Raw genomic sequence first — 21,186 nt, 5'->3', positions numbered from 1 at the left:
CTGACGATTTCTAGCAAGATCAGCCTATGGGGAGTGAAGGATGAACAAGATATCGATGGCCGTTGCCTGCACGCTGGCACTCGCGTCGGCGCTGCGAGCTCAGGAGAGCCAGGGCGCTGACAACGAAACACTCGAGGAAGTCACCGTCCTCGCAGATCGTGCCGGCGCGGCAACCAAGACTGACACGCTGCTGGTGGAAATTCCGCAATCCATCAGTGTCATCACCGCTGAACAGATTGTGGAGCGCGGCGCGACCACCTATCAGGAAGTGTTTCGTTACTCCGCTGGCGTCGCGACCGAACTGGCAGGCAGCGACACGCGGTCGGATTATTTCGCGGCGCGCGGTTTCGCGCTGAAGCAGTATCTGGACGGGCTGAACAAAACACCCAAGGGTTTGTACGGCTCGACTCAGGAAACATTTACCCTCGAGCGTGCTGAAGTGCTGCGCGGCCCGTCGGCTGTGCTGTACGGCGCCGGTAGCTCAGGCGGCTTGTTGAATGCGGTGAGCAAACGGCCGCAATGGGAATTCGGTGGCGAGATCGGTTTGCAGGCCGGCAACTGGGATCGCAAACAGCTGCAGGTGGATCTCACCGGCCCACTGGGCGAGAGCTTTGCCGGTCGCTTCGTCGGCGTGCTTCGCGACGGCGATCTGATGTGGGAAGGCCAGGCCAACGACAAGTACGTGCTGAATCCTTCATTCACCTGGAAGCCTGGCGAACGCACCGATGTGACCTTGATCGGCTTGTACCAGAAGGAAGATATGGGCACGCAGACCTACCTGCCCATGACCAAGACGCTGCACGCCGGCGGCAGCGACGTGAAGATTCCCATCGACTTTTTCGTCGGCGAGCCGAACTTCAATCATATGGACACCGAGCAGACGTCGGTGTCGCTGCTGGTCAATCATCGCTTCAACGATACGGTGGCGCTGTCGAGCAACAGCCGCTATCTGGAACAAGATGTGGACTACGGCGAGGTGTACCCGACGTTCAACTACGGCGTCGATACGTTCATCGATCCGGCGCGGACCACGCTGACACGTGCGTTCTACCTGCTCGACGACTCGTACAAGATCGTCAACTCGGACAATCATGCGCAGATCGATTTCCGCACCGGCCCGATTGCTCACAAGGTGCTGGTGGGCATCGACTACACGCTGTTCGAACAGGATCGCCGCGAAGGCTATTCCTGCGTGTTCTACTATCCCGGCTGTTTCGAACAGATGACGATTCCACTGAACGTCTACAACCCGGTGTACGGGCAGTCGTTCAACTACGGCTACAGCAACGCGTTCGATAGCCGCAGCACGCAGCTGGGTATCTATCTGCAAGATCAAATGAAGATCGGCGAGAAGCTCTCGTTCGTGCTTGGCGCGCGTCGTGACCGTGCCACTTCAGAAGCCACGCTGAGCCCGAAGGACACGATCAACGCGACCACGTTCAAGGTCGGTGTGATCGCCGAAGTGCTCCCTGGCGTTTCGCCGTTCGCCAGCTATTCCGAATCGTTCACGCCGATCTTTGGTGGCGACTTCTACGGCAACGCTTACAAGCCGCAGGAAGGCGAGCAGTACGAAGCAGGTATCAAGTGGCAGCCGTTCTCGAACAGCCTGATTACAGCGACCTACTTCGATATCGAGGACAGCAACTTCCTCACCAGCGATCCCAACAACCTGCAGAACTTCATTCAAAGCGGCGTGATCGGTTCCAAGGGTGTCGAGTTGGAAGTGCAGTTCAATTTCAGCATGGGGCTGAGCGTCAACGCAGCGTGGAGCTACACCGATGCCAAAGTGCTTGAAGGCACGGCGTCGCATCCGGCGGGCGATCGTATCGAGGATCTGCCGAATCATCTGGCGTCGCTGTGGTTGAGCCAGATGCTGTACGTCAACAACGATCTCACGATGCGCCTCGGTGCGGGCGTGCGTCGCGTCGGCGACAAGCTGGACTATTACCAGATCCAGAAGACTCCGGCGGTCACGCTGGTGGATGCCAGCGCCGAAGCCACCTTCAAGGATTGGAGTCTGGCGCTCAACGTCAACAACCTGGCCGACAAGGAGTATTACGCCACCTGTTCCGCTTGGGCCGTGCCGTTCGACGGCATGTGCACGGCGGGCCAGACGCGCAGCATCCTGGGCACCGTGAGCAAAAAGTTCTGAGCTGACGCATAAGCACGATGAGAATCACAAAACTGGTGTTGATGGCGATTGCCGCTCTGGCGGCGGCGTGTTCCAAACAAGAACCGCCGGCCGCCAGCAGTGCGGCTGCAGATCTCGTGTTCAAGAACGGGAATATCTATACCGTCGATACCACCAAACCGACGGCGACTTCGGTCGCCGTCGTTGCGGGCAAGATCGCCGCAGTCGGCAATGAGGACGACACGCGTGCTCTCATCGGTCCGAAGACTCAAGTGGTCGATCTGCAAGGCCGGCTCATGTTGCCGGCCTTTCATGATGCGCACACTCATCCGGTGTGGGGCGGTGTGAATCACAGCGGCTGTGCGCTGTACGACGGTAACTCGCCGGAGGATTACCTGAAGATCATTGCCAAGTGCGCGGCCGAGGAGCCGGGTGACGGTTGGATTCATGGCTCGGGCTGGAAAGACGGTTTGTTTCCACCCGATGGGGTGCCGGACAAGAAACTGCTGGATGCCGTCGTCGCCAATCGGCCGGTGGCGTTCACCAATGTCGGCGGTCATGGCATTTGGGTGAATTCCAAAGCGCTCGAAGTCGCGGGCATCACGCGAGACACCAAGGATCCGCCCAACGGCCGTATCGACAGGGACAAGAAAGGCGAACCCATCGGCTCGTTTCAGGAAGCCGCGGTGGAGTTGATCGTTGGCAAATTGCCGCCGCCGTCGGACAAGGCCCGCGAACAAGCGCTCGGCTATGCGCGAGATTATTTCAACAGCAACGGCATCGTCGGTTGGCATGACGCGCTGGTGCCGATTTCCGGCGCTGACCCGGGTCAAGCCATTCCGCCCGGTGTGCCGCAGACTTACGCCGCGATGGCTCAGAAAGATACGTTGAAAGGTCATGTGAGTCTGGCGCTCGCGTGGGACACGAAGCGCGGCATGGAGCAGATTCCCGACCTGCTCGCCGCCGCGCAGAAATTGGCTGATGTGGGTGTGGCTGCGAAGTCGGTGAAATTCCTGTTGGATGGCGTGCCGGCGCAGCGAACCGCGGCGCTCATCGAGCCCTATTCCGATATGCCCGGCTTCAAAGGTGAGATGCATATCGAGCCCGCCGTGTTGAAGGATGCGGTCACGCGACTCGATGCGGAAGGTTTTCAAGTGCATATTCATGCGATTGGCGATCAAGCGGTGCGGACGGCGTTGGATGCGTTCGCGCAAGCGCGCGAGCGCAATGGTGCCAAAGACCATCGGCCCTTGTTGTCGCATGTGAATTTGATTTCGAAGGACGATCTGCCGCGGTTCAAAGAGCTGGGCGTGACTGTGATCTTTCAGCCATTGTGGGCTTGTATGGATGACTACATGGTTCTCGTCGGTGCTCGCGTCGGGCCGGCGCGGATGGAACATATGTATCCGGTGATGAGCCTGGCGCGCGCTGGCGGCAGGGTGGCTTATGGTTCTGATTGGCCCGTTGCTTCCGCCAATCCGCTCGAAGGCATCGAAGTGGCGCTGACTCGTCGGGCTCCGGGCGTGACCGACGGCGAGTTACTTGCGCCGGAAGAGCGCGTCACTCTCGAGCAAGCCATCGAGAGCTACACCCTCGGTGCCGCGTACGCGTCTCACCTCGATGATCGCAGCGGCTCCATCGTCGTCGGCAAGAGCGCCGATCTGGTGGTGTTGGATCAGGACTTGTTCAAGATCGCTCCGACCCAGATCGCCAAGGCCAAGGTTCTGGTCACCCTGTTCGCCGGCCAGCCGGTCTATGGAGAACTCACAGCGGTGTCGGCGGCGAAGACGGAGTGATGCGCGCCGGCTAGAATCGCCGCATGAGCAATAGCCATTCCGGCGCCTGCCTGTGCGGCGCAGTCCGTTTCGAAATCGCCGGCGACTTCGACTGTTTCTTTCTGTGCCATTGCGAGTACTGCCGCAAGGACACCGGTTCGGCACACGCCGCGAATCTGTTCTCATCGAGCGCACGCTTGCAGTGGCTCTCCGGCGAATCCAAGGTCAGCACCTTCAATCTGCCCTCGACGCGGCACACGAAATCGTTCTGCTCGATCTGCGGCTCGGCGCTGCCCAACCTGCAAATGAACGGCGCGCTGCTAGTCGTCCCGGCCGGCAGTTTGAACACCGCGGTCCCCATCAAACCGAACGCGCACATTTTCGTGGCCAGTAAGGCAAGCTGGGACGAAGCGTTGGAAAAAGTACCGAGGGTGGACCAGTTGCCCGGCTGATGAGGCGGCGCCGGCTGGGTGGGCGTTTGGCGCCCGTTGGTCCATAATCCCCCGTTTCGGCCAACTCCGATTCCGGGCCCTGTCATGCAAATCACCAAAGACGCCGTCGCCTTGATCCATTACACGCTGACTGACGATGAGGGTAAGACCATCGACAGTTCCGACGGCGGTGAGCCGCTGGCCTACATCCATGGCAACGGCAACCTGATCCCGGGCCTGGAGCGCGAGCTGGAAGGTAAAGGCGCGGGCGCCAAGCTGGACGTGAAAATTTCGCCGGCCGACGGTTATGGCGAGTTCGACAAAGGCCTGATTCAGCGCGTGCCGAAGCGGGCGCTCAAAGGTGTGGGCAATTTGCATGTCGGCATGCAGTTGCATGCGCAATCGGAACACGGCGTGCGTGCCGTGACGGTGACGCAGATCCAGGGCGACATGGTGACGCTGGACGGCAACCATCCGCTGGCCGGCAAGAATCTGAACTTCAAAGTGGAGATCGTCGAAGTACGAGCTGCCACTGAAGAAGAGCTGTCGCACGGTCACGTGCACGGCCCCGGCGGTCATCATCACTGATCGCTAACGGCAACGATCGCAGCCGGCGCACGCACTATCAGCGTGCGTACGGCGCAGATCGTGCACCATCCTTCTCGAGGAGGTAGCGTCGCCGCACGCGTTGGCGTTGCGGAGCAGGCTTTTAATCGCGATTTTCCGACATTTCCCGGTCATATCTGCACCGTAGAATGGCGCCGCCTCGCTGGCACACTCCATGCTTCATCACGGAGTGATTCATTTGAGAGGAGCTGTCGATGGAAATCACCCCTGACACCTCATCCGCTAAGCGCGCTCGCGCCAAGCCCAAGGTCGTGGTCGCCAAAGAGCCGGCTCAGACCAAGTCTGCGGCGGTGAAAAAGCCTCGGGCGCCGCGTAAAACCCCGACAGCTGCGGTGCTAGCGCCAACGCCGATGGTCGAGGCTCCTGTCGTGGCCGCCAGCGTCGCGGCTGCTCCGGAAGATGTCGGCTCCATGATTGCCACCGCGGCCTATTACATGGCCGCCGCCCGCAATTTCACGCCGGGCTACGAGCTGGATGACTGGTTGGCTGCCGAGCGCGCTGTGCACGCCCAACTGTACGGCTGAGTCGACAGCCCGCATTTCATCGGCTGCGAGTTTGGGAGTAGGCTGTTCCTCGCGTACCTAGGAGGGCAGCGATGTTGCGCGTCAATTACCTGCTTGCTTTCAAGAACAAAGGGGTCTGGACCGTCGGTCCGGAAGAGCCGGTGCTGGAAGCCATTCAGCTGATGGCCGATAAGCACATCGGCGCGTTGCCGGTGGTGCGGGACCAGGAGCTGGTCGGCATCGTTTCGGAGCGCGACTACGCGCGCAAGGTGATCCTGCTGGGCCGCTCCAGCTCCGATACGCCGGTGTGGCAGATCATGACTTCGCCGGTGACCACCGTGACGCCTGATGAAGGCGTGCATCGTTGTATGGAGCTGATGACGGAGTTACGCATCCGGCACTTGCCGGTGGTGGAAAAGAACCGGCTGGTGGGCATGATTTCGATCGGCGACCTGGTGAAGGCGGTGATCGAAGAGCAGCAGCAGACGATTACTCAGCTGGAGCGGTATATCGCTGGCTGAGGGGTGAGCGAAGGCCCACCCCTACAGTTTTTTCGACAGCCGATCAGCCCTGGCCGATCAGCCCTGGGCGGTCGCGACCGGCATCGCGTCGTCCAGCAGGCCGCGCTGGAGGGCGCGATTCACAGCGCTCAACACCGCGAGCAACGAGGCCGTCACGATGTTCTCGTGATAGCCGACACCGAACAGCGTGGCGCGCGCCGGTGTGGTGATCTCGACGAACGCCATGGCCTTCGCGCCGCTACCCGTGCCCACCGAATGTTCTTCATACGACAGCACGTCGAAGCGCAAACCGAGCGCATCGACGATGGCGTCGATGGGGCCGTTGCCTTCGCCATGGAGCAGCGCGCCCTGGCCATTGCACTTCAACTTCAACGTCAAGCGCTCGACGCTCTGCTGATCGCGCACTGATGACAACTGGTGCGCGCCGTACACGTAGGTGCCGCCATCGCCTAAATATTCCTTCTGGAACAGTTCCCAGATCTGGTCGGAGGCCAGCTCTTTACCGGTCGCATCGGTGACTGACTGCACTGCCTGGCTGAACTCGATCTGCAAACGACGCGGCATGGTGATGCCGTAATCGCGCTCGAGCAGATAAGCGATACCGCCCTTGCCCGACTGACTGTTGACGCGAATGACCGACTCGTAAGTGCGGCCGACGTCGCGCGGGTCGATGGGGAGATACGGCACTTCCCAAATGTCGCCTTCGCGACGCGCGGCGAAACCTTTCTTGATCGCGTCCTGGTGCGAGCCGGAGAACGCGGTGAAGACCAGGTCGCCGACGTACGGATGGCGCGGATGAATCGGCAACTGATTGCAATGCTCGGCAATACGCGCCGCTTCATTGATATTCGAGAAATCCAGGCCCGGATTCACGCCCTGCGTGAACAGGTTCAACGCCAGCGTGACTACGTCGACGTTACCGGTGCGTTCGCCATTGCCGAACAACGTGCCTTCGACGCGATCCGCGCCAGCCATCATGCCGAGCTCGGCGGCGGCCACGCCGGTGCCGCGATCGTTATGAGGATGCAATGACAAGATGATCGAATCGCGGTTCTTCACGTTGCGGAGGAACCATTCGATCTGGTCGGCATAGATGTTGGGCGTCGCCATCTCCACCGTCGCCGGCAGATTGATGATGACTCGATTGGCCGGCGTGGGTTTCAGCACGGCATTCACGGCGTCGCAGATCTCGACGGCGAAATCCAGCTCGGTGCCGGTGAAGCTCTCGGGGCTGTACTCGAAGCGCCACTCGGTGCCGGGATTGTTGTCGGCATGCTCACGCACGCACTGTGCTGCCTTGGCTGCGATGTCGATGATGCCGGCGCGATCCAAGCCGAACACCACGCGTCGTTGCACGGTAGAGGTCGAGTTGTAGAAGTGAACGATCGCGCGACGGGCGCCACGCAGCGCCTCGTAGGTGCGAGCGATCAGCTCGGGGCGACACTGCACCAACACTTGGATGGTGACGTCGTCCGGAATCAGGTTCTGCTCGATCAGCTCGCGGCAGAAGTCGAAGTCGGTTTGCGAGGCGGCCGGGAAGCCGATTTCGATTTCCTTGAAGCCGGTTTTCACCAACAGATCGAACATGCGGCGCTTACGCGCGCCGTCCATGGGCTCGATCAAGGCCTGGTTACCATCGCGCAGGTCGACGCTGCACCACTGAGGCGGCGCGGTGATGACCTTATCCGGCCAGGTGCGGTCCTGGAGCGGGATGGGAGCGAACGAACGATACTTGTGTGACGGGTCCTGCAACATGATGCCGTTTCCTATATCGCAGCTGGACGAGCTATTGCCGTGGTCAGCCGTTGAAAGCGAACTTGGAGACTTTGTTTTTTAGCGCCGATCCCAGGTCCCATTTCAGGGGGGGAGGCGAGAGGTGAAGTTGTGCGTCTAGCGACGCAGGTGCAGGCGCGTACGCAGCAGCCCACTGCCTTGGGGGGGCAGAGCAGACAATTGCTGGTTCGTACGCATGTGCATGAATCTAGCAGGGGCTCCCGGCAAAACGCAAGAAGCCGCTGCGGCAATCCGCTAGAGCGGTCACACTGGTGGGGGGAACTGGCCCCCGCGCCGCAGGGTTGGTTGAGTATGGTGCAACGGAGCAATCCCACTTCAGGCCGTTGGGCGGTGGCGTTATTCGCCCTTTTACCGATGCTGCTCGGGGCCCCCGCCCGTAGTCAGGATTCGCCCTTCCAGATCGTTTGGGTGGTGATCGGCGAGGCGTCCAGCGCCTCCGACAAGGACCAGGCGCACGCCGGCCGGCAGCTGTTCATGGCCTCGGATCTGGTCTCCAAGAGCCTGGCCAACGTAAAGATCGAACAGGTGGATGTGGCGCCGGTGGTCAACCAGCTGGTCATCGGTGAACGGCTGTGCCTCACCAAGATGAGTATTCGCACCTTGGGGCCAGGCAAGGAACCGGTGGGCGGCGCGCCGCTCACCATCCATGTGCGCCAGGATCACAAACAGCGACTCGGCCTGAGTCGCAGTAAAAAGGATATTTGTTTGCAACCCAACGCGGCCGGAGAGTATCCGCTGCGTCTTACCAGCATGTTACCGGCTCGCGACGGAACGACGCGCGGCGCGCAAGTGTACATACGGGTCAGCGACCCGAACAAAACTCCAGAGAAAACTCAAGAAGCAACCGCGGCCGACGTTCCCTAACGCTCCCACGCGGGCGTTGACGCGGCCCAGGCATCGGCCTTTCGGGCACACGTCACATTTCACGCGTTCTTCACGCGTACCATCACTTTGCCGTCACGAGCGAACGGCAAAGTCTCCACCATGAAAACCAGACACTCATTGCACGACTACGTAGCGGCGTTCAGTCCCTCGACGAATCCGGCCGCCCATATGTCGCAACGCTGGAGCCGCTCTGGAAAGGTTTTACAACTGTGGAGTACGACTCGTGAACATTCATACCAAGCTGGTTGGCGCTTTCGAATCCATCATTCTGTCAACGACGGCGGTGGTGACCGTCGTCATGTTTCTGGCGCTGCTTGATCCGTCCTTCGGTACGTTCGAGCAGACCGGTCAGCACGCCACTGTGACCATTCAGCAGCTGGCCATGGACGGCACGCCGACGGCTCGTCACCTTTGAAAGATGCGTAACCAGTCGCGGCCGCGATCGCCGTAAACCAGGAAGTGCGGATTCAATAGATCCGCCTTGGTGTTGTAGCTCAGGCGCTCGCCGTTGGTTTTGACGACCGCTCCGCCGGCAGCTTCGACCACGGCTTGCGCGGCGGCCGTGTCCCACTCACTGGTCGGGCCGAAGCGCGGATAAAAGTCCGCGCTGCCTTCGGCGACCAGGCAGAACTTCAAGGAGCTGCCCACGGCGACCAGCTCGTACGGTGCGAGCTTGGGAAGATATCGATCGAGTGTGTCGCCGCGATGAGAGCGGCTGCCGACGATGCGCAACGGACTGCCGGCAGGAGCACGCACTCGCAACGGTTCAGGGGCTTGGCCGTCAATCTGTCGGCAAGCGCCGATGCCAACCGCGCCTGTGTAGGTCGTGCTCGTCACCGGCACATGCACCACGCCCAACACCGGCACGTGGTTTTCGATCAGCGCAATGTTGACCGTGAACTCGCCGTTGCGAGACACGAACTCTTTGGTGCCGTCGAGCGGATCGACCAGCCAGTAGCGTGTCCACTGTTGCCGCTGCTCGTAGGGGATGTCGCTCGCTTCCTCGGAAAGCACCGGCACGTCCGGTGTCAGTGCACGCAGTCCGCGCTCGATGATCTCGTGCGAGCGCAGATCTGCGACCGTCAGCGGCGACTGATCACTCTTATGAGTGACTTCAAACTGTTCGCCGTACACGCTCAGGATGGCGTTGCCGGCTTGTTGGGCCAGCTGCACCACCGAGGCCAGCAGTTCCGACTGAGTCACGCGACGCTTCCCTTACAAACCGGACAACTCGTCCGCCGGATACAACATGCCGGCATCGCGCAGCTGATTCATGATCTGCTCGGCGGCGGCTTCCGGAGAATACAGCGCCGTGTGCAAATGAATCTCGGGTTTTTCGGGCGGCTCGTACGGCGAATCGATGCCGGTGAAGTTTTGCAGCTCGCCACGACGGGCCTTCTTGTACAGGCCTTTCGGATCGCGCTTCTCGGCTTCTTCCAGCGGCGTATCGACGAATACTTCGAAAAATTCTCCCGACTGCACCAGCTCGCGCGCCATGCGTCGCTCGGAGCGGAACGGCGAGATGAAGGACACGAGCACGATCAAGCCCGCATCCACCATCAGCTTGGAGACTTCGGCAACACGACGGATGTTTTCGACGCGGTCCGCATCGGTGAAGCCCAAGTCCTTGTTCAGGCCATGGCGCACGTTATCGCCGTCGAGCGTGTAGGTGTGCCGGCCGAGCGCGTGCAAGCGTTTCTCGACCAGGTTCGCGACGGTGGACTTGCCGGCGCCGGATAGACCGGTGAACCAGAGCACGCAAGCACGCTGACCCTTCAGTGCAGCACGCGCATGCTTGTTCACATCGAGCGCTTGCCAATGAATGTTCTCGGCTCGGCGCAGAGCGAAGTTCAGCAAGCCGGCGCCGACGGTGTCATTGGAGATCTTGTCGATCAGAATGAAGCCACCGGTCTCGCGATTGTCCGTGTATGGATCAAAGGCCACCGAACGGTCCAAGCTCAGATTGCACACGCCGATTTCGTTCAGCTCTAGCTGCTTCGCGGCCAGATGCTCCAGCGTGTTGACGTTCACCTTGTACTTCGGCGCGGTGATGCTGCCGGTCACGGTGCGCGCGCCGAGCTTGATCAGATAAGGACGGCCGGGAAGCATGGCTTCCTCGTGCATCCAAATGATGGTGGCTTGGAACTGATCGGCCACGGCCGGCGGCGATGCCGCGGCGGCAATCACATCGCCACGGCTGATATCGACCTCGTCGGTCAACGTCAGGGTGATGGACTGACCGGCAACGGCCTGCTCCAGATCGCCATCTTGAGTAACGATGCGAGCAATCTTGCTGGTGCGACCCGAAGGCAGCGCGCGAATGGCGTCGCCCTTGCGAATGATGCCGCTGGCGATGGTGCCGGCGAAGCCACGGAAATCCTGATTCGGGCGATTCACCCATTGCACCGGCAGACGGAACGGGCGCTGCTGCAGATCGTCCTCGATGGCTACATTCTCGAGGTACGACATCAGCGTCGGGCCCTCGTACCACGGTGTGGCCGAGCTGCGTTCGAGCATGTTGTCGCCGCGCAGGGCCGAGAGCGGCACCGGCGTGATGTTGTCCAGACCGATCTGGGCCGCGAACTCACGATACTCCGCGACGATGGTGTCGAAGATCTGCTGCGAGTAGCCGACCAGATCCATCTTATTGATGGCCAGCACCACGTGCTTGATGCCGATCAAGGACACGATGTAACTGTGCCGGCGAGTCTGGGTCAGCACGCCTTTGCGAGCATCGATCAGAATGACCGCGACATCGGCCGTCGAAGCGCCGGTCACCATGTTGCGCGTGTACTGCTCATGTCCCGGCGTGTCGGCGACGATGAACTTACGACGGTCGGTGGAGAAGAACCGATACGCGACGTCGATGGTGATGCCTTGCTCGCGCTCGGCCGCGAGGCCGTCGACCAGCAACGCGAAGTCCAGTTCGCCGCCTTGAGTGCCGACCTTTTTGGAGTCGGCTTCCAGCGCGGTCAGCTGGTCTTCGAAAATCATTTTGGATTCGTACAACAAGCGACCGATCAAGGTCGACTTGCCGTCATCCACGCTGCCGCAAGTAATGAACCGCAGCAGGCTCTTGTGTTCGTGCGCCTTCAGGTAAGCCTGAATGTCGGTGGCGATGAGGTCGGACTTGTGGGCCATTAGAAATAGCCCTCCTGTTTCTTTTTCTCCATGGACGCGGCGCTGTCGTGATCGATCATGCGGCCCTGGCGTTCGGAGGAGGTGGTCAGCAACATTTCCTGGATGATCTCGGGCAGCGTAGCCGCTTCGCTTTCGATGGCGCCGGTCAACGGATAGCAGCCGAGCGTGCGGAAGCGCACCGATTTGATCTCGGGCTTCTCGCCCTCGCGCAGTGGCATGCGGTCATCGTCGACCATGATCAACGTGCCGTCGCGGCGAACCACCGGGCGCGGCGCGGAGAAGTACAGCGGCACGATCGGAATGTTTTCCAGATAGATGTACTGCCAGATATCCAGCTCGGTCCAATTGGAGAGCGGGAACACACGCAGGCTTTCACCTTTGTTCTTACGCGCGTTGTACTGGCGCCAAAGTTCGGGACGTTGCCGTTTCGGATCCCAGCGATGCTGAGCGGAGCGGAACGAGAACACGCGTTCCTTGGCGCGCGACTTTTCTTCGTCGCGTCGAGCGCCGCCGAAGGCAGCGTCGAAGCCGTACTTGTCCAGCGCCTGCTTCAGGCCCTGGGTCTTCATCACGTCGGTATGCACGGCCGAGCCATGCGTGAACGGGCCGATGCCGCGATCCAGGCCGTCCTGGTTGATGTGTACCAGCAGTTCCACGCCCAGCTGTTTGGTCAGCTTGTCGCGGAACGCGATCATGTCCCGGAACTTCCAGGTGGTATCGACGTGCAGCAGCGGGAACGGCGGCTTGGCCGGGTAGAAGGCCTTCATGGCCAGGTGGAGCATCACCGCGCTGTCCTTGCCGATGGAGTACAGCATCACCGGTCGCTCGCACTCGGCGACCACCTCACGGAGGATGTGGATGGACTCGGCTTCGAGCCGCTGTAAATGGGTCAGTCTGGTCATCGTTGGCGAAACATTCCGCTGGTCTTGAGTCCCGGGTCCGGTCGGCGCGGGCCGCAGATTGTGCGTTAACCCCTGTTAGTACGCATATCGCAACTGGTACGGCGCCGCTTACATCTGGTTATAAGCAGGTCACCGCAGATCCGCGACGCTAAAATCGCGGTCTTTTCAGATACATATCCTTACAATCTTGTAACAGTTGTGGAGAAGCCTACGTGCTGAACTTCCGCTCCGGCGGAGCCACTAACCTCCACGCAAGCCGTGGACCGCGCTTGCCGCGGGTCAGGCGAGCCAATTTCAAGTAGCCAGCATGTCCAGAACGCTCTCAAAACTCCTACCGGCGGCGGTGGCGACTGTCTTGGCCGGCTGCGCTGTCGGGCCTGACTACCGCCCCCCGCAGACGGTCACCCCCGAGCAGTGGCATCAGTTGCCCCAAACCGGGGTGCGGGTGGAATCGCCGGACGCGCCGTCGCTGGCGGCCTGGTGGACCACTCTCAATGATCCGCAATTAAATGAGTTCATCGAGCGGGCCCTGGCCGACAACAAAACGGTCAAGCAAGCCTATGCCCGAGTGGTGCAGTCCCGCGCGCAACGAGCCATCACCGGCGCCGGCTTCTGGCCCAACCTCGGGGCTTCGAGCACTGCCAGCCGGAGCAAATCCGAGTCGAGTTTCAACGAAAGCGGCGAAGTGGTCAGTACCGTCGGCGAAAGCTATAGCGCCGGGCTGAGCGCCAGCTGGGAGTTGGACATTTTCGGCGGCCAACGCCGCTCGTACGAAGCGGCGACCGCGCAGCTCGCGGCGACCGAAGCCGAACTGCGTGATGTGCTGGTCGTGCTGTTGGGCGATGTGGCGTTGAGCTACGTCGGTGTGCGAACCGCGCAATCCCGGCTCGATTTCGCCGAACGCAACTTGGAATCGCAGGCCGAGGCCTTGGACATCACGCGCTGGCGTGCCGAAGCCGGGTTGACCACGGTGCTCGACGTGGAGAGCGCCAACACCAGTTATCAGCAAACGCTGTCGCAGATCCCGCAGCTCGAATCGAACTTGAGTCAGAACATGAATCGGCTCGCGGTGCTGACCGGTCAGGTGCCGGGCGCCTTGGCCGACTCGCTCAAGGCTCGCAAGCCCATTCCCATCGCGCCGGTCGAGATCGTGGCCGGCGTGCCCGCCGACGTATTGCGGCGTCGCCCGGATATCCGTAGCGCCGAACGGTCGCTGGCGGCGCAGACGGCACAAGTCGGCGTGGCCACCGCGGCGTTGTATCCGAGCTTGTCGTTGAGCGGTTCGATCAGCTGGAGTTCGTTGACCGCCAGCGATCTGTTCAGCGGCTCTCGCAATGAGCGCAGCGGTTTGAGTTTGAGTCTGCCGTTGTTCAACGGCGGCGCGTTACGCCAGAACATCAAAGCGCAGAACGCGGCGGTCGATCAGGCGTTGGCCTCGTATGAGTCGGTGGTGCTGGCCGCTTATGAAGAAGTGGAAAACGCGTTGGACGCGTGGACCAGCGAGCAACGTCGTCACGTGTCGTTGCTCGAAGCAGTCGACAGTGCGCGCCGTGCCGCCGAGCTGGCGCTGGTTCAATACAACTCCGGATTGGTGGATTTCCAGACGGTGCTGACCGCCGATCGGCAGTTGTTGTCGCTGGAAGATTCGCTGGCCGTCAGCGACGGTGAAATCACCGGCAATTTGATTCGTCTGTACAAAGCGCTCGGCGGTGGCTGGTCGGTGTTCCCGACGGCGACCACGGCTTCCGGCGGCTGACCGCCCCTTCGCCCAGCAGCATTCGCAAGGTCCGTATGGATACCGAAACCAACAACTCCACCGATCTGTCGCGCACTTTGCGAGAAGGGCTCGAAGGTCCGCCGGCATGGCTGCGTTTCCTGAAGTGGGGCGTGCTGGCGCTGCTGGTCATCGCCGTCGCGTATTTCACCTTCGGTCGTAACGGCACCAAGGCGACCACCTACACCACCCAGGACGTCGTCACCGGCGATCTGACCGTCACCGTCACTGCCACCGGCAATCTCGAACCACGCAATCAAGTCGAGATCGGTAGCGAGCTGTCGGGCACCGTCATCAAAGTGAATGTCGACGTAAACGCCGAGGTCAAAGCCGGCCAGGTCCTCGCGGTGCTCGATACCACGCGCTTGAAGGCGCAGGTGTTGCAGGCGGAGAGTTCGTTGGCCTCTGCCGACGCACGTGTGTTGCAAGCAGACGCGAGCGCGAAAGAAGCGCGTGCCAACCTGGCTCGCTTACAGAAGGTGCGCGAGTTGAGCGGCAACAAGCTGCCGTCGCAACAGGATATGGATGTGGCCGATGCCGCAGTGGCTCGCGCCGATGGTGAGTTGGCGGCAGCGAAGGCGGCAGTCGCTCAAGCGCGCGCGAGTTTGGAAACTGTGCGCACCGATCTCGGCAAAACCGAAATCCGCTCTCCTATTAATGGCGTCATCCTGGTTCGTTCCATCGAGCCGGGCCAGACCGTGGCTGCCTCGCTGCAAGCGCCGACGTTGTTCATCATGGCCGAAGACCTGAAGAAGATGGAGCTGCACGTGTCGGTGGACGAAGCCGACGTGGGCTCGGTCGAGGTGAATCAGGACGCGTCGTTCACTGTCGACGCTTATCCCAATCGGCGGTTCTCGGCGCACATCACGCAGGTCCACTTCGCCTCCAGCAATACCAAGGCGAGTTCGTCGTCTTCGTCGAGCTCCAGCGGCTCGAGCGCCACGTCGACCGGCGTGGTGACTTATGAAACCGTGTTGGAAGTGGACAATCCCGAACTGCTGTTGCGTCCGGGCATGACTGCCACCGCCGAGATCGTCACCACCAATATCAAAGACGCCGTACTCGTGCCGAACGCAGCGCTGCGTTTTACGCCGGAAGCAGCGGGTGCCGGCGCCGGCCAACCACAACGTAGTGCGCTACAAGCAATCATGCCGATGCGTGGGCCTCGCATGGGCGGCGGGCCGCGTGGCGGGCAGCAACAGCAGCAAGGTGCCGGTCGTCGCATGGGCCGTGCTTACATTCTTGAAGAGGGCAAGCCGGCGTTGGTGATGTTCCGTGCCGGCGCCACTGACGGTCGCATGACTCAAGTGTTGCCGTCCGATCGTCCGCCCGGCGGTGCTCCTGGTGCCGCGCCCGGTGCAGCGCCTGAAGGCGCTCGTCCGAGTGGCGGTGCTGGCGGCAACGGTGCCGGACCCAGAGGCGTGGATCCAGAAGAGATGCGCAAAGCCTTTGAACGCAAGCTCGAGCCGGGCACCAAAGTCGTCGTCGACTCCGGAGTCCCGGCGCCGTGACCGGCCTGCCCGCCAGTTCCCCTCCCGTCATCGATCTGTCGCAAGTGACCAAGATTTACGGTCACGGCGAAGGCGAGGTGCGTGCGTTACGCGGCATCGATCTGCGCATCAATCAGGGCGAGTTCGTTGCGGTGATGGGGCCGAGCGGTTCCGGCAAGTCGACCTGCATGAACATTCTGGGCTGCCTCGATACGCCCACGGGCGGAACGTATAAGTTTCTAGGCGTGCCGGTTGGATCCATGAATCCCGATCAGCGTGCGCTGCTGCGTCGGAATTATCTCGGCTTCGTGTTCCAAGGCTTCAATCTGCTCAGTCGCACCACCGCGTTGGAAAACGTCGAGCTGCCGCTGGTGTATCGACATGTGCCGAAAGAGCAGCGTCATGCGTTGGCGCGTAAAGCGCTGCATGAAGTGGGGCTCGCCGGCCGCGAAGGTCATGTGCCGAGTGAGTTGTCCGGCGGTCAGCAACAACGCGTCGCGATTGCGCGCGCCATCGTGTCGCAGCCGCAAGTGCTGTTCGCCGACGAGCCCACCGGTAATCTGGATACTGCCACCAGCGCCGAAATCATGAAGCTGCTGACCGGCTTGAACGAACAGCGTGGCATCACCATTGCGATGGTCACTCACGAGCCGGACATTGCCAGCTGGACCCGTCGCATCGTGCGCTTCCGCGACGGCCTCATCGAAAGCGATCAAGTCAACGAGCCGGTGCGAGAACTGTAATGTTCGGTAACGCCATCGTCCTCGCGCTGCGCGAGATTCGCCGCAACGTTCTGCGGTCGACGCTGACCATTCTCGGCATCGTCATCGGCGTCGGTGCCGTCATCACCATGGTGACCATCGGTGAAGGCGCGACCGCGCAAGTGCAAGCCGACATCCAAAAGCTCGGCTCCAATTTGCTGCAGGTGTTTCGCGGCCAAGGGTTCGGCGGCGGTGGCGGCGCTCGCTCCTCGGCGCCGCCGTTCTCGATGGAAGACGTCCAGGCCCTCAAGAACGAAATCTCCGGCGTGCGCACCGTGGCGCCGACGTCGAACTCACAAGCGCAGGCCATTTACGGCAACTCCAATTGGTCGACGCAGGTCACCGGCACCGACGATCAATACATTTCGGTGCGCGACTGGTCGTTGTCCGGCGGTCGTAACTTTTCCGAGTCGGAGCTGCGCGCCGGCGCCGCCGTTTGCATCCTGGGCTCGACCGTACAGCGCGAATTGTTCGGCCAGGAAAATCCCATCGGCGCCAGTATTCGACTGGGCAAGATCTCGTGCCAGATCATCGGCACGCTCACCTCCAAAGGGCAGTCGGGATTCGGCCAGGATCAAGATGACATGGTCGCGGTGCCGATCCGCACCTTGCAACGTCGCATGGCCGGTAATTCGGACGTGGGCTCCATCATGGTGTCGGCGCGCGATGGCGTGTCGACGGAAAAGGTACAAGCAGATATTGAACGGCTGATGCGCGAGCGGCGCAAGTTGCGAGCTGGCGCGGAGAATGATTTCAACGTGCGCGATCTCAAAGAGATCAGCAGCGCCATGACCGCGACGACGCGCGTGCTCACCAGTTTGCTAGCGGCCGTTGCCGCGGTGAGCTTGTTGGTCGGCGGCGTCGGCATCATGAACATCATGCTGGTGTCGGTGACCGAACGAACGCGTGAAATCGGTACACGTCTGGCGGTTGGCGCGATGGCGCGCGATGTACTGCTGCAGTTCTTGATCGAAGCCGTCACGCTGGCAGCGTTCGGCGGTGTCATCGGTATCGTGTTGGGTCTGGCGGCTGGAGCGCTCGCCACCAATGCGTTCAATGTGCCGTTCGTATTGAATGCCGGCATCGTGCTGTTGTCTTTCGCGTTCTCGGCCGCGGTCGGTATCGTCTTTGGCTACTTCCCCGCACGGCGCGCAGCTCAGCTCGATCCCATCGAGGCGCTACGGCACGAGTAGCGGTTCGCAAGCTGGCGCGGCCCGGCGCGAAGGAGGAGAATCCGAACCCCCTTTTCGGTGACTCCCCCGAACCCCATGAAAACTCGTGCCGCCGTTGCCCTTGCCGCGGGTAAACCCCTCGAAGTCATGACCTTGGATCTGGACGGACCGCGCGATGGCGAGGTTCTGGTGGAGATCAAGGCGACCGGCGTGTGTCACACCGACGAGTTCACCCGTTCGGGCGCCGATCCGGAAGGCCTGTTTCCGGCCATCTTCGGTCACGAGGGCGCCGGCGTGGTGGTCGATGTGGGCCGCGGTGTGACGACGTTGAAAAAGGGCGATCACGTCATTCCGCTGTACACGCCCGAGTGTCGGCAATGTAAGTCCTGTCTGTCGCAAAAGACCAATCTGTGCACCGCCATCCGCGCCACTCAGGGCAAGGGCTTGATGCCCGACGGCACCAGCCGCTTTTCCATCGGCAAGGATCTGGTGCATCACTACATGGGCTGCTCCACGTTCTCCAACTACACGGTGATGCCGGAAATCGCGCTCGCCAAAATCCGCGAGGACGCGCCGTTCGATAAGGTTTGCTACATCGGTTGCGGTGTCACTACGGGCATCGGAGCCGTCATCAACACGGCCAAGGTCGAGCCGGGTGCGAACGTGGTGGTGTTCGGCCTGGGCGGCATCGGTTTGAACGTGATCCAAGGCGCGCGGCTGGCCGGCGCCAACAAGATCATCGGCGTGGACATCAATCCGGCTCGCAAGGAATTGGCCGAATCGTTCGGCATGACTCACTTCGTCAATCCCAAGGAAGTGCAGGGCGAGTTGGTGCCCTATCTGGTGGCGCTCACCGATGGCGGCGCCGACTACAGCTTCGAATGTGTCGGCAATGTGGACTTGATGCGTCAGGCGCTGGAGTGCTGTCACCGCGGCTGGGGCGAGTCCATCATCATCGGTGTCGCCGGTGCTGGTCAGGAAATCAAGACGCGTCCGTTCCAGTTGGTCACCGGTCGCGTGTGGAAAGGCACGGCGTTCGGCGGCGCGCGCGGCCGTACCGATGTGCCCAAGATCGTCGACTGGTACATGGACGGCAAGATCAAGATCGACGAGCTGATCACTCACAAACTGCCGCTGGATGACATCAACAAAGCATTCGATTTGATGCACTCGGGCGAGTCGATTCGCTCGGTGGTGATGTACTAAACGTTGGCCAGTCGGAGGCGCTTGTCATGTCACTCAATTTGATTTCGGAACATGCCTGTTTCGGCGGTTCGGTGCGGTTCTACTCGCACGAGTCGCGTGAGTGCCGCACGGAAATGCGCTTCTCCGTGTATCTCCCGCCACAGGCCAAGAATGGCAAAGTGCCGGTGCTGTATTACCTTGCCGGCCTCACCTGCACCGAAGAAACATTCACGGTGAAGGCGGGCGCGCAGCGCGTCGCCGCCGAGCTGGGATTGATGCTGGTGGCACCGGACACCAGCCCGCGCAAAGTGCGGCATCCCGGCGACGATGCGAGTTGGGATTTCGGACTGGCTGCCGGCTTCTATGTGGATTCGCTGCAGGAGCCGTGGGCGCAAAACTATCGGATGTATAGCTATGTGACCCGCGAGCTGCCGGAGGTCGTGCAGTCGCTCGGTGCTGGCGATGCGGATCGGCAGGGCATCTTCGGTCACTCGATGGGCGGGCACGGCGCGCTGGTGTGCGCGTTGCGTAATCCGACTCAATATAAGTCGGTGTCGGCATTCGCGCCGATCTCTTCGCCCTCGCAAGTTCCGTGGGGACAGAAGGCGTTCACCGGCTATCTCGGTGAAGACCGGGCGCTGTGGAAGCAATACGATGCGAATGAGTTGATCCGTTCGCAGCGCTACGCGCGGCCCATCCTGATCGATCAAGGCGACAAGGACAAATTCCTGGTCGAGCAGCTCAAGCCTGAGTTGTTCGCGGCCGCCGCCAAAGAATCCGGCAGCGAAGTGCAGACTCGGATCCAGCCGGGCTACGACCACGGCTATTACTTCATCGCGACGTTCATGGAAGATCATTTGCGACATCACGCTCGACAGCTGTCCTCGGCGTGACCGGAACGTCGCGATCCCGACTTCCCGGTTGGATGATGCTGATCGGGGCGATGACCGCCGTCGGTCCAGTATCGATCGACATGTATTTGCCGGGCTTTCCGGCCATCGAACAGGAGTTCGGGACGCGCGGCGTGGAAGGCACCATGGCGGCCTTCATCGTCGGCATCGCCATCGGTCAGCTGTTCTACGGACCGATCAGCGATCGCTTCGGTCGCAAGCCGCCGCTGTACGTCGGCCTCACGGTTTATATGATCGGCGCACTGGGCTGCGCATTGTCAGTGAACATGACCATGCTCACCGTCATGCGTGTCGTGCAGGCGCTGGGCTGCTGCGCCGGATTGGTGATCGGTCGGGCAGTCGTGCGTGATCGCTGCGAGCCTCACGAAGCGGCGCGGGCGTTCACAACTCTAACTTTGATTGTCGCGTTGGGCCCGGTGCTCGCGCCTGCCGTTGGCGGCTTGATCGTCGGCTCCGTTGGTTGGCGGGGCACGTTCGTCGTCCAGGCACTCCTCGGACTGGCGTTGCTGCTGACCATGCATCGGACGTTGACCGAGTCGAACGTCACGCGCGATGCAACGGTTAGGTTCGGCGATGTGCTGCGTAACTACGCTCGGCTGTTGCGCGACCGCCAGTTCATGGCGTTGTCGTTGCTGTTGGGCTTTTCGATGGGCTCGATGTTTTGTTATGTGACCGGCGCGCCGCGGGTCCTGACTCAAAATTACGGTCTGTCGGCGGAGCAGTTCGGGGGCCTCATCGGCTTGAACGGCTTGGCGTTCATGACGGCCAGCATGCTCAACATGCGCGCTCTGAGAAACATGACACCGAGTCAGGTGTTGGCGCGCTATATCTGGGCGTCGCCGGTGCTCGGAGTGGCCTTGTTCACGCTGAGTTGGCTGTTCGATCTGCCGATTTGGACGGTCGTAGCGTTACAGCTGTTGTTCTTCGTCTGCGTCGGTCGAGTGGGCCCGAATGTTTCTGCGCTCACGCTTGCGCCTCATGGCCGCAACGCTGGCACCGCATCGGCGTTGATGGGTGCCACTCAGTCGGCTCTAACCGCCGCCGCGGGTCTGGCCGTCGCTGTGTTCAACGACGGCACGGTTCACACCTTGGCCGCCATCATGGCCAGCGGTGCATTGCTGGCGTTGTTTTGTTTCCTGTGGGTCAGGTCCAGCCCTCCAGCTTCGCTTCCAGCGTGATCTCG

At 61.3% G+C, this 21,186-nt stretch carries 19 protein-coding genes; 15 read left to right on the top strand and 4 right to left on the bottom strand.

Annotation, left to right across the window (positions count from 1 at the left end):
- The first annotated feature begins 40 nt into the window (after window positions 1-40).
- The 6 genes from JNL55_RS12395 to JNL55_RS12370 all read left to right on the top strand — a co-directional run bounded on the left by JNL55_RS12395 (window position 41) and on the right by JNL55_RS12370 (window position 5,988).
- Window positions 41-2,152 carry a TonB-dependent siderophore receptor gene (locus JNL55_RS12395; RefSeq protein ID WP_293853246.1) on the top strand — a complete coding sequence of 704 codons (2,112 nt, stop codon included), beginning with the start codon at window positions 41-43 and terminating at the stop codon, window positions 2,150-2,152.
- A gap of 17 nt (window positions 2,153-2,169) precedes the next feature.
- Window positions 2,170-3,927: an amidohydrolase gene (locus JNL55_RS12390; RefSeq protein ID WP_293853243.1), complete on the top strand. Its 1,758-nt coding sequence runs from the start codon at window positions 2,170-2,172 to the stop codon at window positions 3,925-3,927.
- 23 nt (window positions 3,928-3,950) lie between these two features.
- Window positions 3,951-4,358, top strand: coding sequence for a GFA family protein (locus JNL55_RS12385; RefSeq protein WP_293853241.1), 408 nt, complete (start codon window positions 3,951-3,953; stop codon window positions 4,356-4,358).
- A gap of 84 nt (window positions 4,359-4,442) precedes the next feature.
- The gene (locus JNL55_RS12380) at window positions 4,443-4,925 is read left to right on the top strand and encodes an FKBP-type peptidyl-prolyl cis-trans isomerase (protein WP_293853238.1); all 483 of its coding nucleotides are present in this window, start codon (window positions 4,443-4,445) and stop codon (window positions 4,923-4,925) included.
- 233 nt (window positions 4,926-5,158) lie between these two features.
- Window positions 5,159-5,488 (top strand): DUF2934 domain-containing protein, encoded by a 330-nt coding sequence (locus tag JNL55_RS12375; RefSeq protein ID WP_293853236.1) that lies wholly within the window; start codon window positions 5,159-5,161, stop codon window positions 5,486-5,488.
- Window positions 5,489-5,559: 71 nt separating this feature from the next.
- Window positions 5,560-5,988, top strand: coding sequence for a CBS domain-containing protein (locus JNL55_RS12370; RefSeq protein ID WP_293853234.1), 429 nt, complete (start codon window positions 5,560-5,562; stop codon window positions 5,986-5,988).
- A 57-nt stretch (window positions 5,989-6,045) separates the two neighbouring features.
- Here JNL55_RS12370 and leuA read toward each other — a convergent pair whose 3' ends face one another.
- The gene (gene leuA / locus JNL55_RS12365) at window positions 6,046-7,743 is read right to left on the bottom strand and encodes a 2-isopropylmalate synthase (RefSeq protein ID WP_415923063.1); all 1,698 of its coding nucleotides are present in this window, start codon (window positions 7,741-7,743) and stop codon (window positions 6,046-6,048) included.
- Between the two features lie 393 nt (window positions 7,744-8,136).
- Here leuA and JNL55_RS12360 point away from each other — a divergent pair, with 393 nt between their 5' ends.
- The gene (locus JNL55_RS12360; protein ID WP_293853232.1) at window positions 8,137-8,646 is read left to right on the top strand and encodes a hypothetical protein; all 510 of its coding nucleotides are present in this window, start codon (window positions 8,137-8,139) and stop codon (window positions 8,644-8,646) included.
- A gap of 244 nt (window positions 8,647-8,890) precedes the next feature.
- On the top strand, window positions 8,891-9,082 hold the full coding sequence (locus tag JNL55_RS12355; RefSeq protein WP_293853230.1) for a hypothetical protein: 192 nt from the start codon (window positions 8,891-8,893) through the stop codon (window positions 9,080-9,082).
- On the opposite strand, the gene cysQ is transcribed toward JNL55_RS12355, so the two are convergent.
- Genes cysQ through cysD form a run of 3 tightly spaced genes read right to left on the bottom strand, consistent with a single transcriptional unit; the run spans window position 9,073 to window position 12,767 of the window.
- Window positions 9,073-9,870: a 3'(2'),5'-bisphosphate nucleotidase CysQ gene (cysQ, locus tag JNL55_RS12350; RefSeq protein WP_293853228.1), complete on the bottom strand. Its 798-nt coding sequence runs from the start codon at window positions 9,868-9,870 to the stop codon at window positions 9,073-9,075. The two genes, JNL55_RS12355 and cysQ, sit on opposite strands and share 10 nt — an antisense overlap.
- A 12-nt stretch (window positions 9,871-9,882) precedes the next feature.
- A complete protein-coding gene (gene cysN, locus JNL55_RS12345; protein WP_293853226.1) occupies window positions 9,883-11,808 on the bottom strand; it encodes a sulfate adenylyltransferase subunit CysN in 1,926 nt (641 codons plus the stop codon).
- Window positions 11,808-12,767, bottom strand: coding sequence for a sulfate adenylyltransferase subunit CysD (gene cysD, locus JNL55_RS12340; RefSeq protein WP_293853278.1), 960 nt, complete (start codon window positions 12,765-12,767; stop codon window positions 11,808-11,810). The genes cysN and cysD overlap by 1 nt, the downstream gene beginning before the upstream one ends.
- Window positions 12,768-13,017: 250 nt before the next feature.
- On the opposite strand from cysD, the gene JNL55_RS12335 reads away from it, so the two are divergent.
- From JNL55_RS12335 to JNL55_RS12305, 7 genes are all read left to right on the top strand, one after another.
- Window positions 13,018-14,466, top strand: a complete 1,449-nt coding sequence (locus tag JNL55_RS12335; RefSeq protein ID WP_293853223.1) for an efflux transporter outer membrane subunit — start codon at window positions 13,018-13,020, stop codon at window positions 14,464-14,466.
- A gap of 35 nt (window positions 14,467-14,501) precedes the next feature.
- On the top strand, window positions 14,502-15,995 hold the full coding sequence (locus JNL55_RS12330) for an efflux RND transporter periplasmic adaptor subunit (protein WP_293853221.1): 1,494 nt from the start codon (window positions 14,502-14,504) through the stop codon (window positions 15,993-15,995).
- A 5-nt stretch (window positions 15,996-16,000) separates the two neighbouring features.
- Window positions 16,001-16,717 (top strand): ABC transporter ATP-binding protein, encoded by a 717-nt coding sequence (locus JNL55_RS12325; protein WP_415923064.1) that lies wholly within the window; start codon window positions 16,001-16,003, stop codon window positions 16,715-16,717.
- Complete coding sequence (locus JNL55_RS12320) at window positions 16,717-17,928, top strand: ABC transporter permease (protein ID WP_293853216.1); 1,212 nt, start codon at window positions 16,717-16,719, stop codon at window positions 17,926-17,928. Before JNL55_RS12325 ends, JNL55_RS12320 begins: the two co-directional genes overlap by 1 nt.
- Window positions 17,929-18,003: 75 nt before the next feature.
- On the top strand, window positions 18,004-19,113 hold the full coding sequence (locus JNL55_RS12315) for an S-(hydroxymethyl)glutathione dehydrogenase/class III alcohol dehydrogenase (RefSeq protein ID WP_293853214.1): 1,110 nt from the start codon (window positions 18,004-18,006) through the stop codon (window positions 19,111-19,113).
- Window positions 19,114-19,139: 26 nt separating this feature from the next.
- Window positions 19,140-19,985, top strand: coding sequence for an S-formylglutathione hydrolase (gene fghA, locus JNL55_RS12310; RefSeq protein WP_293853212.1), 846 nt, complete (start codon window positions 19,140-19,142; stop codon window positions 19,983-19,985).
- A gap of 32 nt (window positions 19,986-20,017) precedes the next feature.
- Window positions 20,018-21,181 carry a multidrug effflux MFS transporter gene (locus JNL55_RS12305; RefSeq protein ID WP_322111028.1) on the top strand — a complete coding sequence of 388 codons (1,164 nt, stop codon included), beginning with the start codon at window positions 20,018-20,020 and terminating at the stop codon, window positions 21,179-21,181.
- Window positions 21,182-21,186: the final 5 nt, after the last annotated feature.

This window comes from Steroidobacter sp., assembly GCF_016790065.1.
Taxonomy (GTDB): domain Bacteria; phylum Pseudomonadota; class Gammaproteobacteria; order Steroidobacterales; family Steroidobacteraceae; genus Steroidobacter.
The sequence above is the reverse complement of the archived record's forward strand: the minus strand, read 5'-3'. Positions and strand labels throughout refer to the sequence as shown.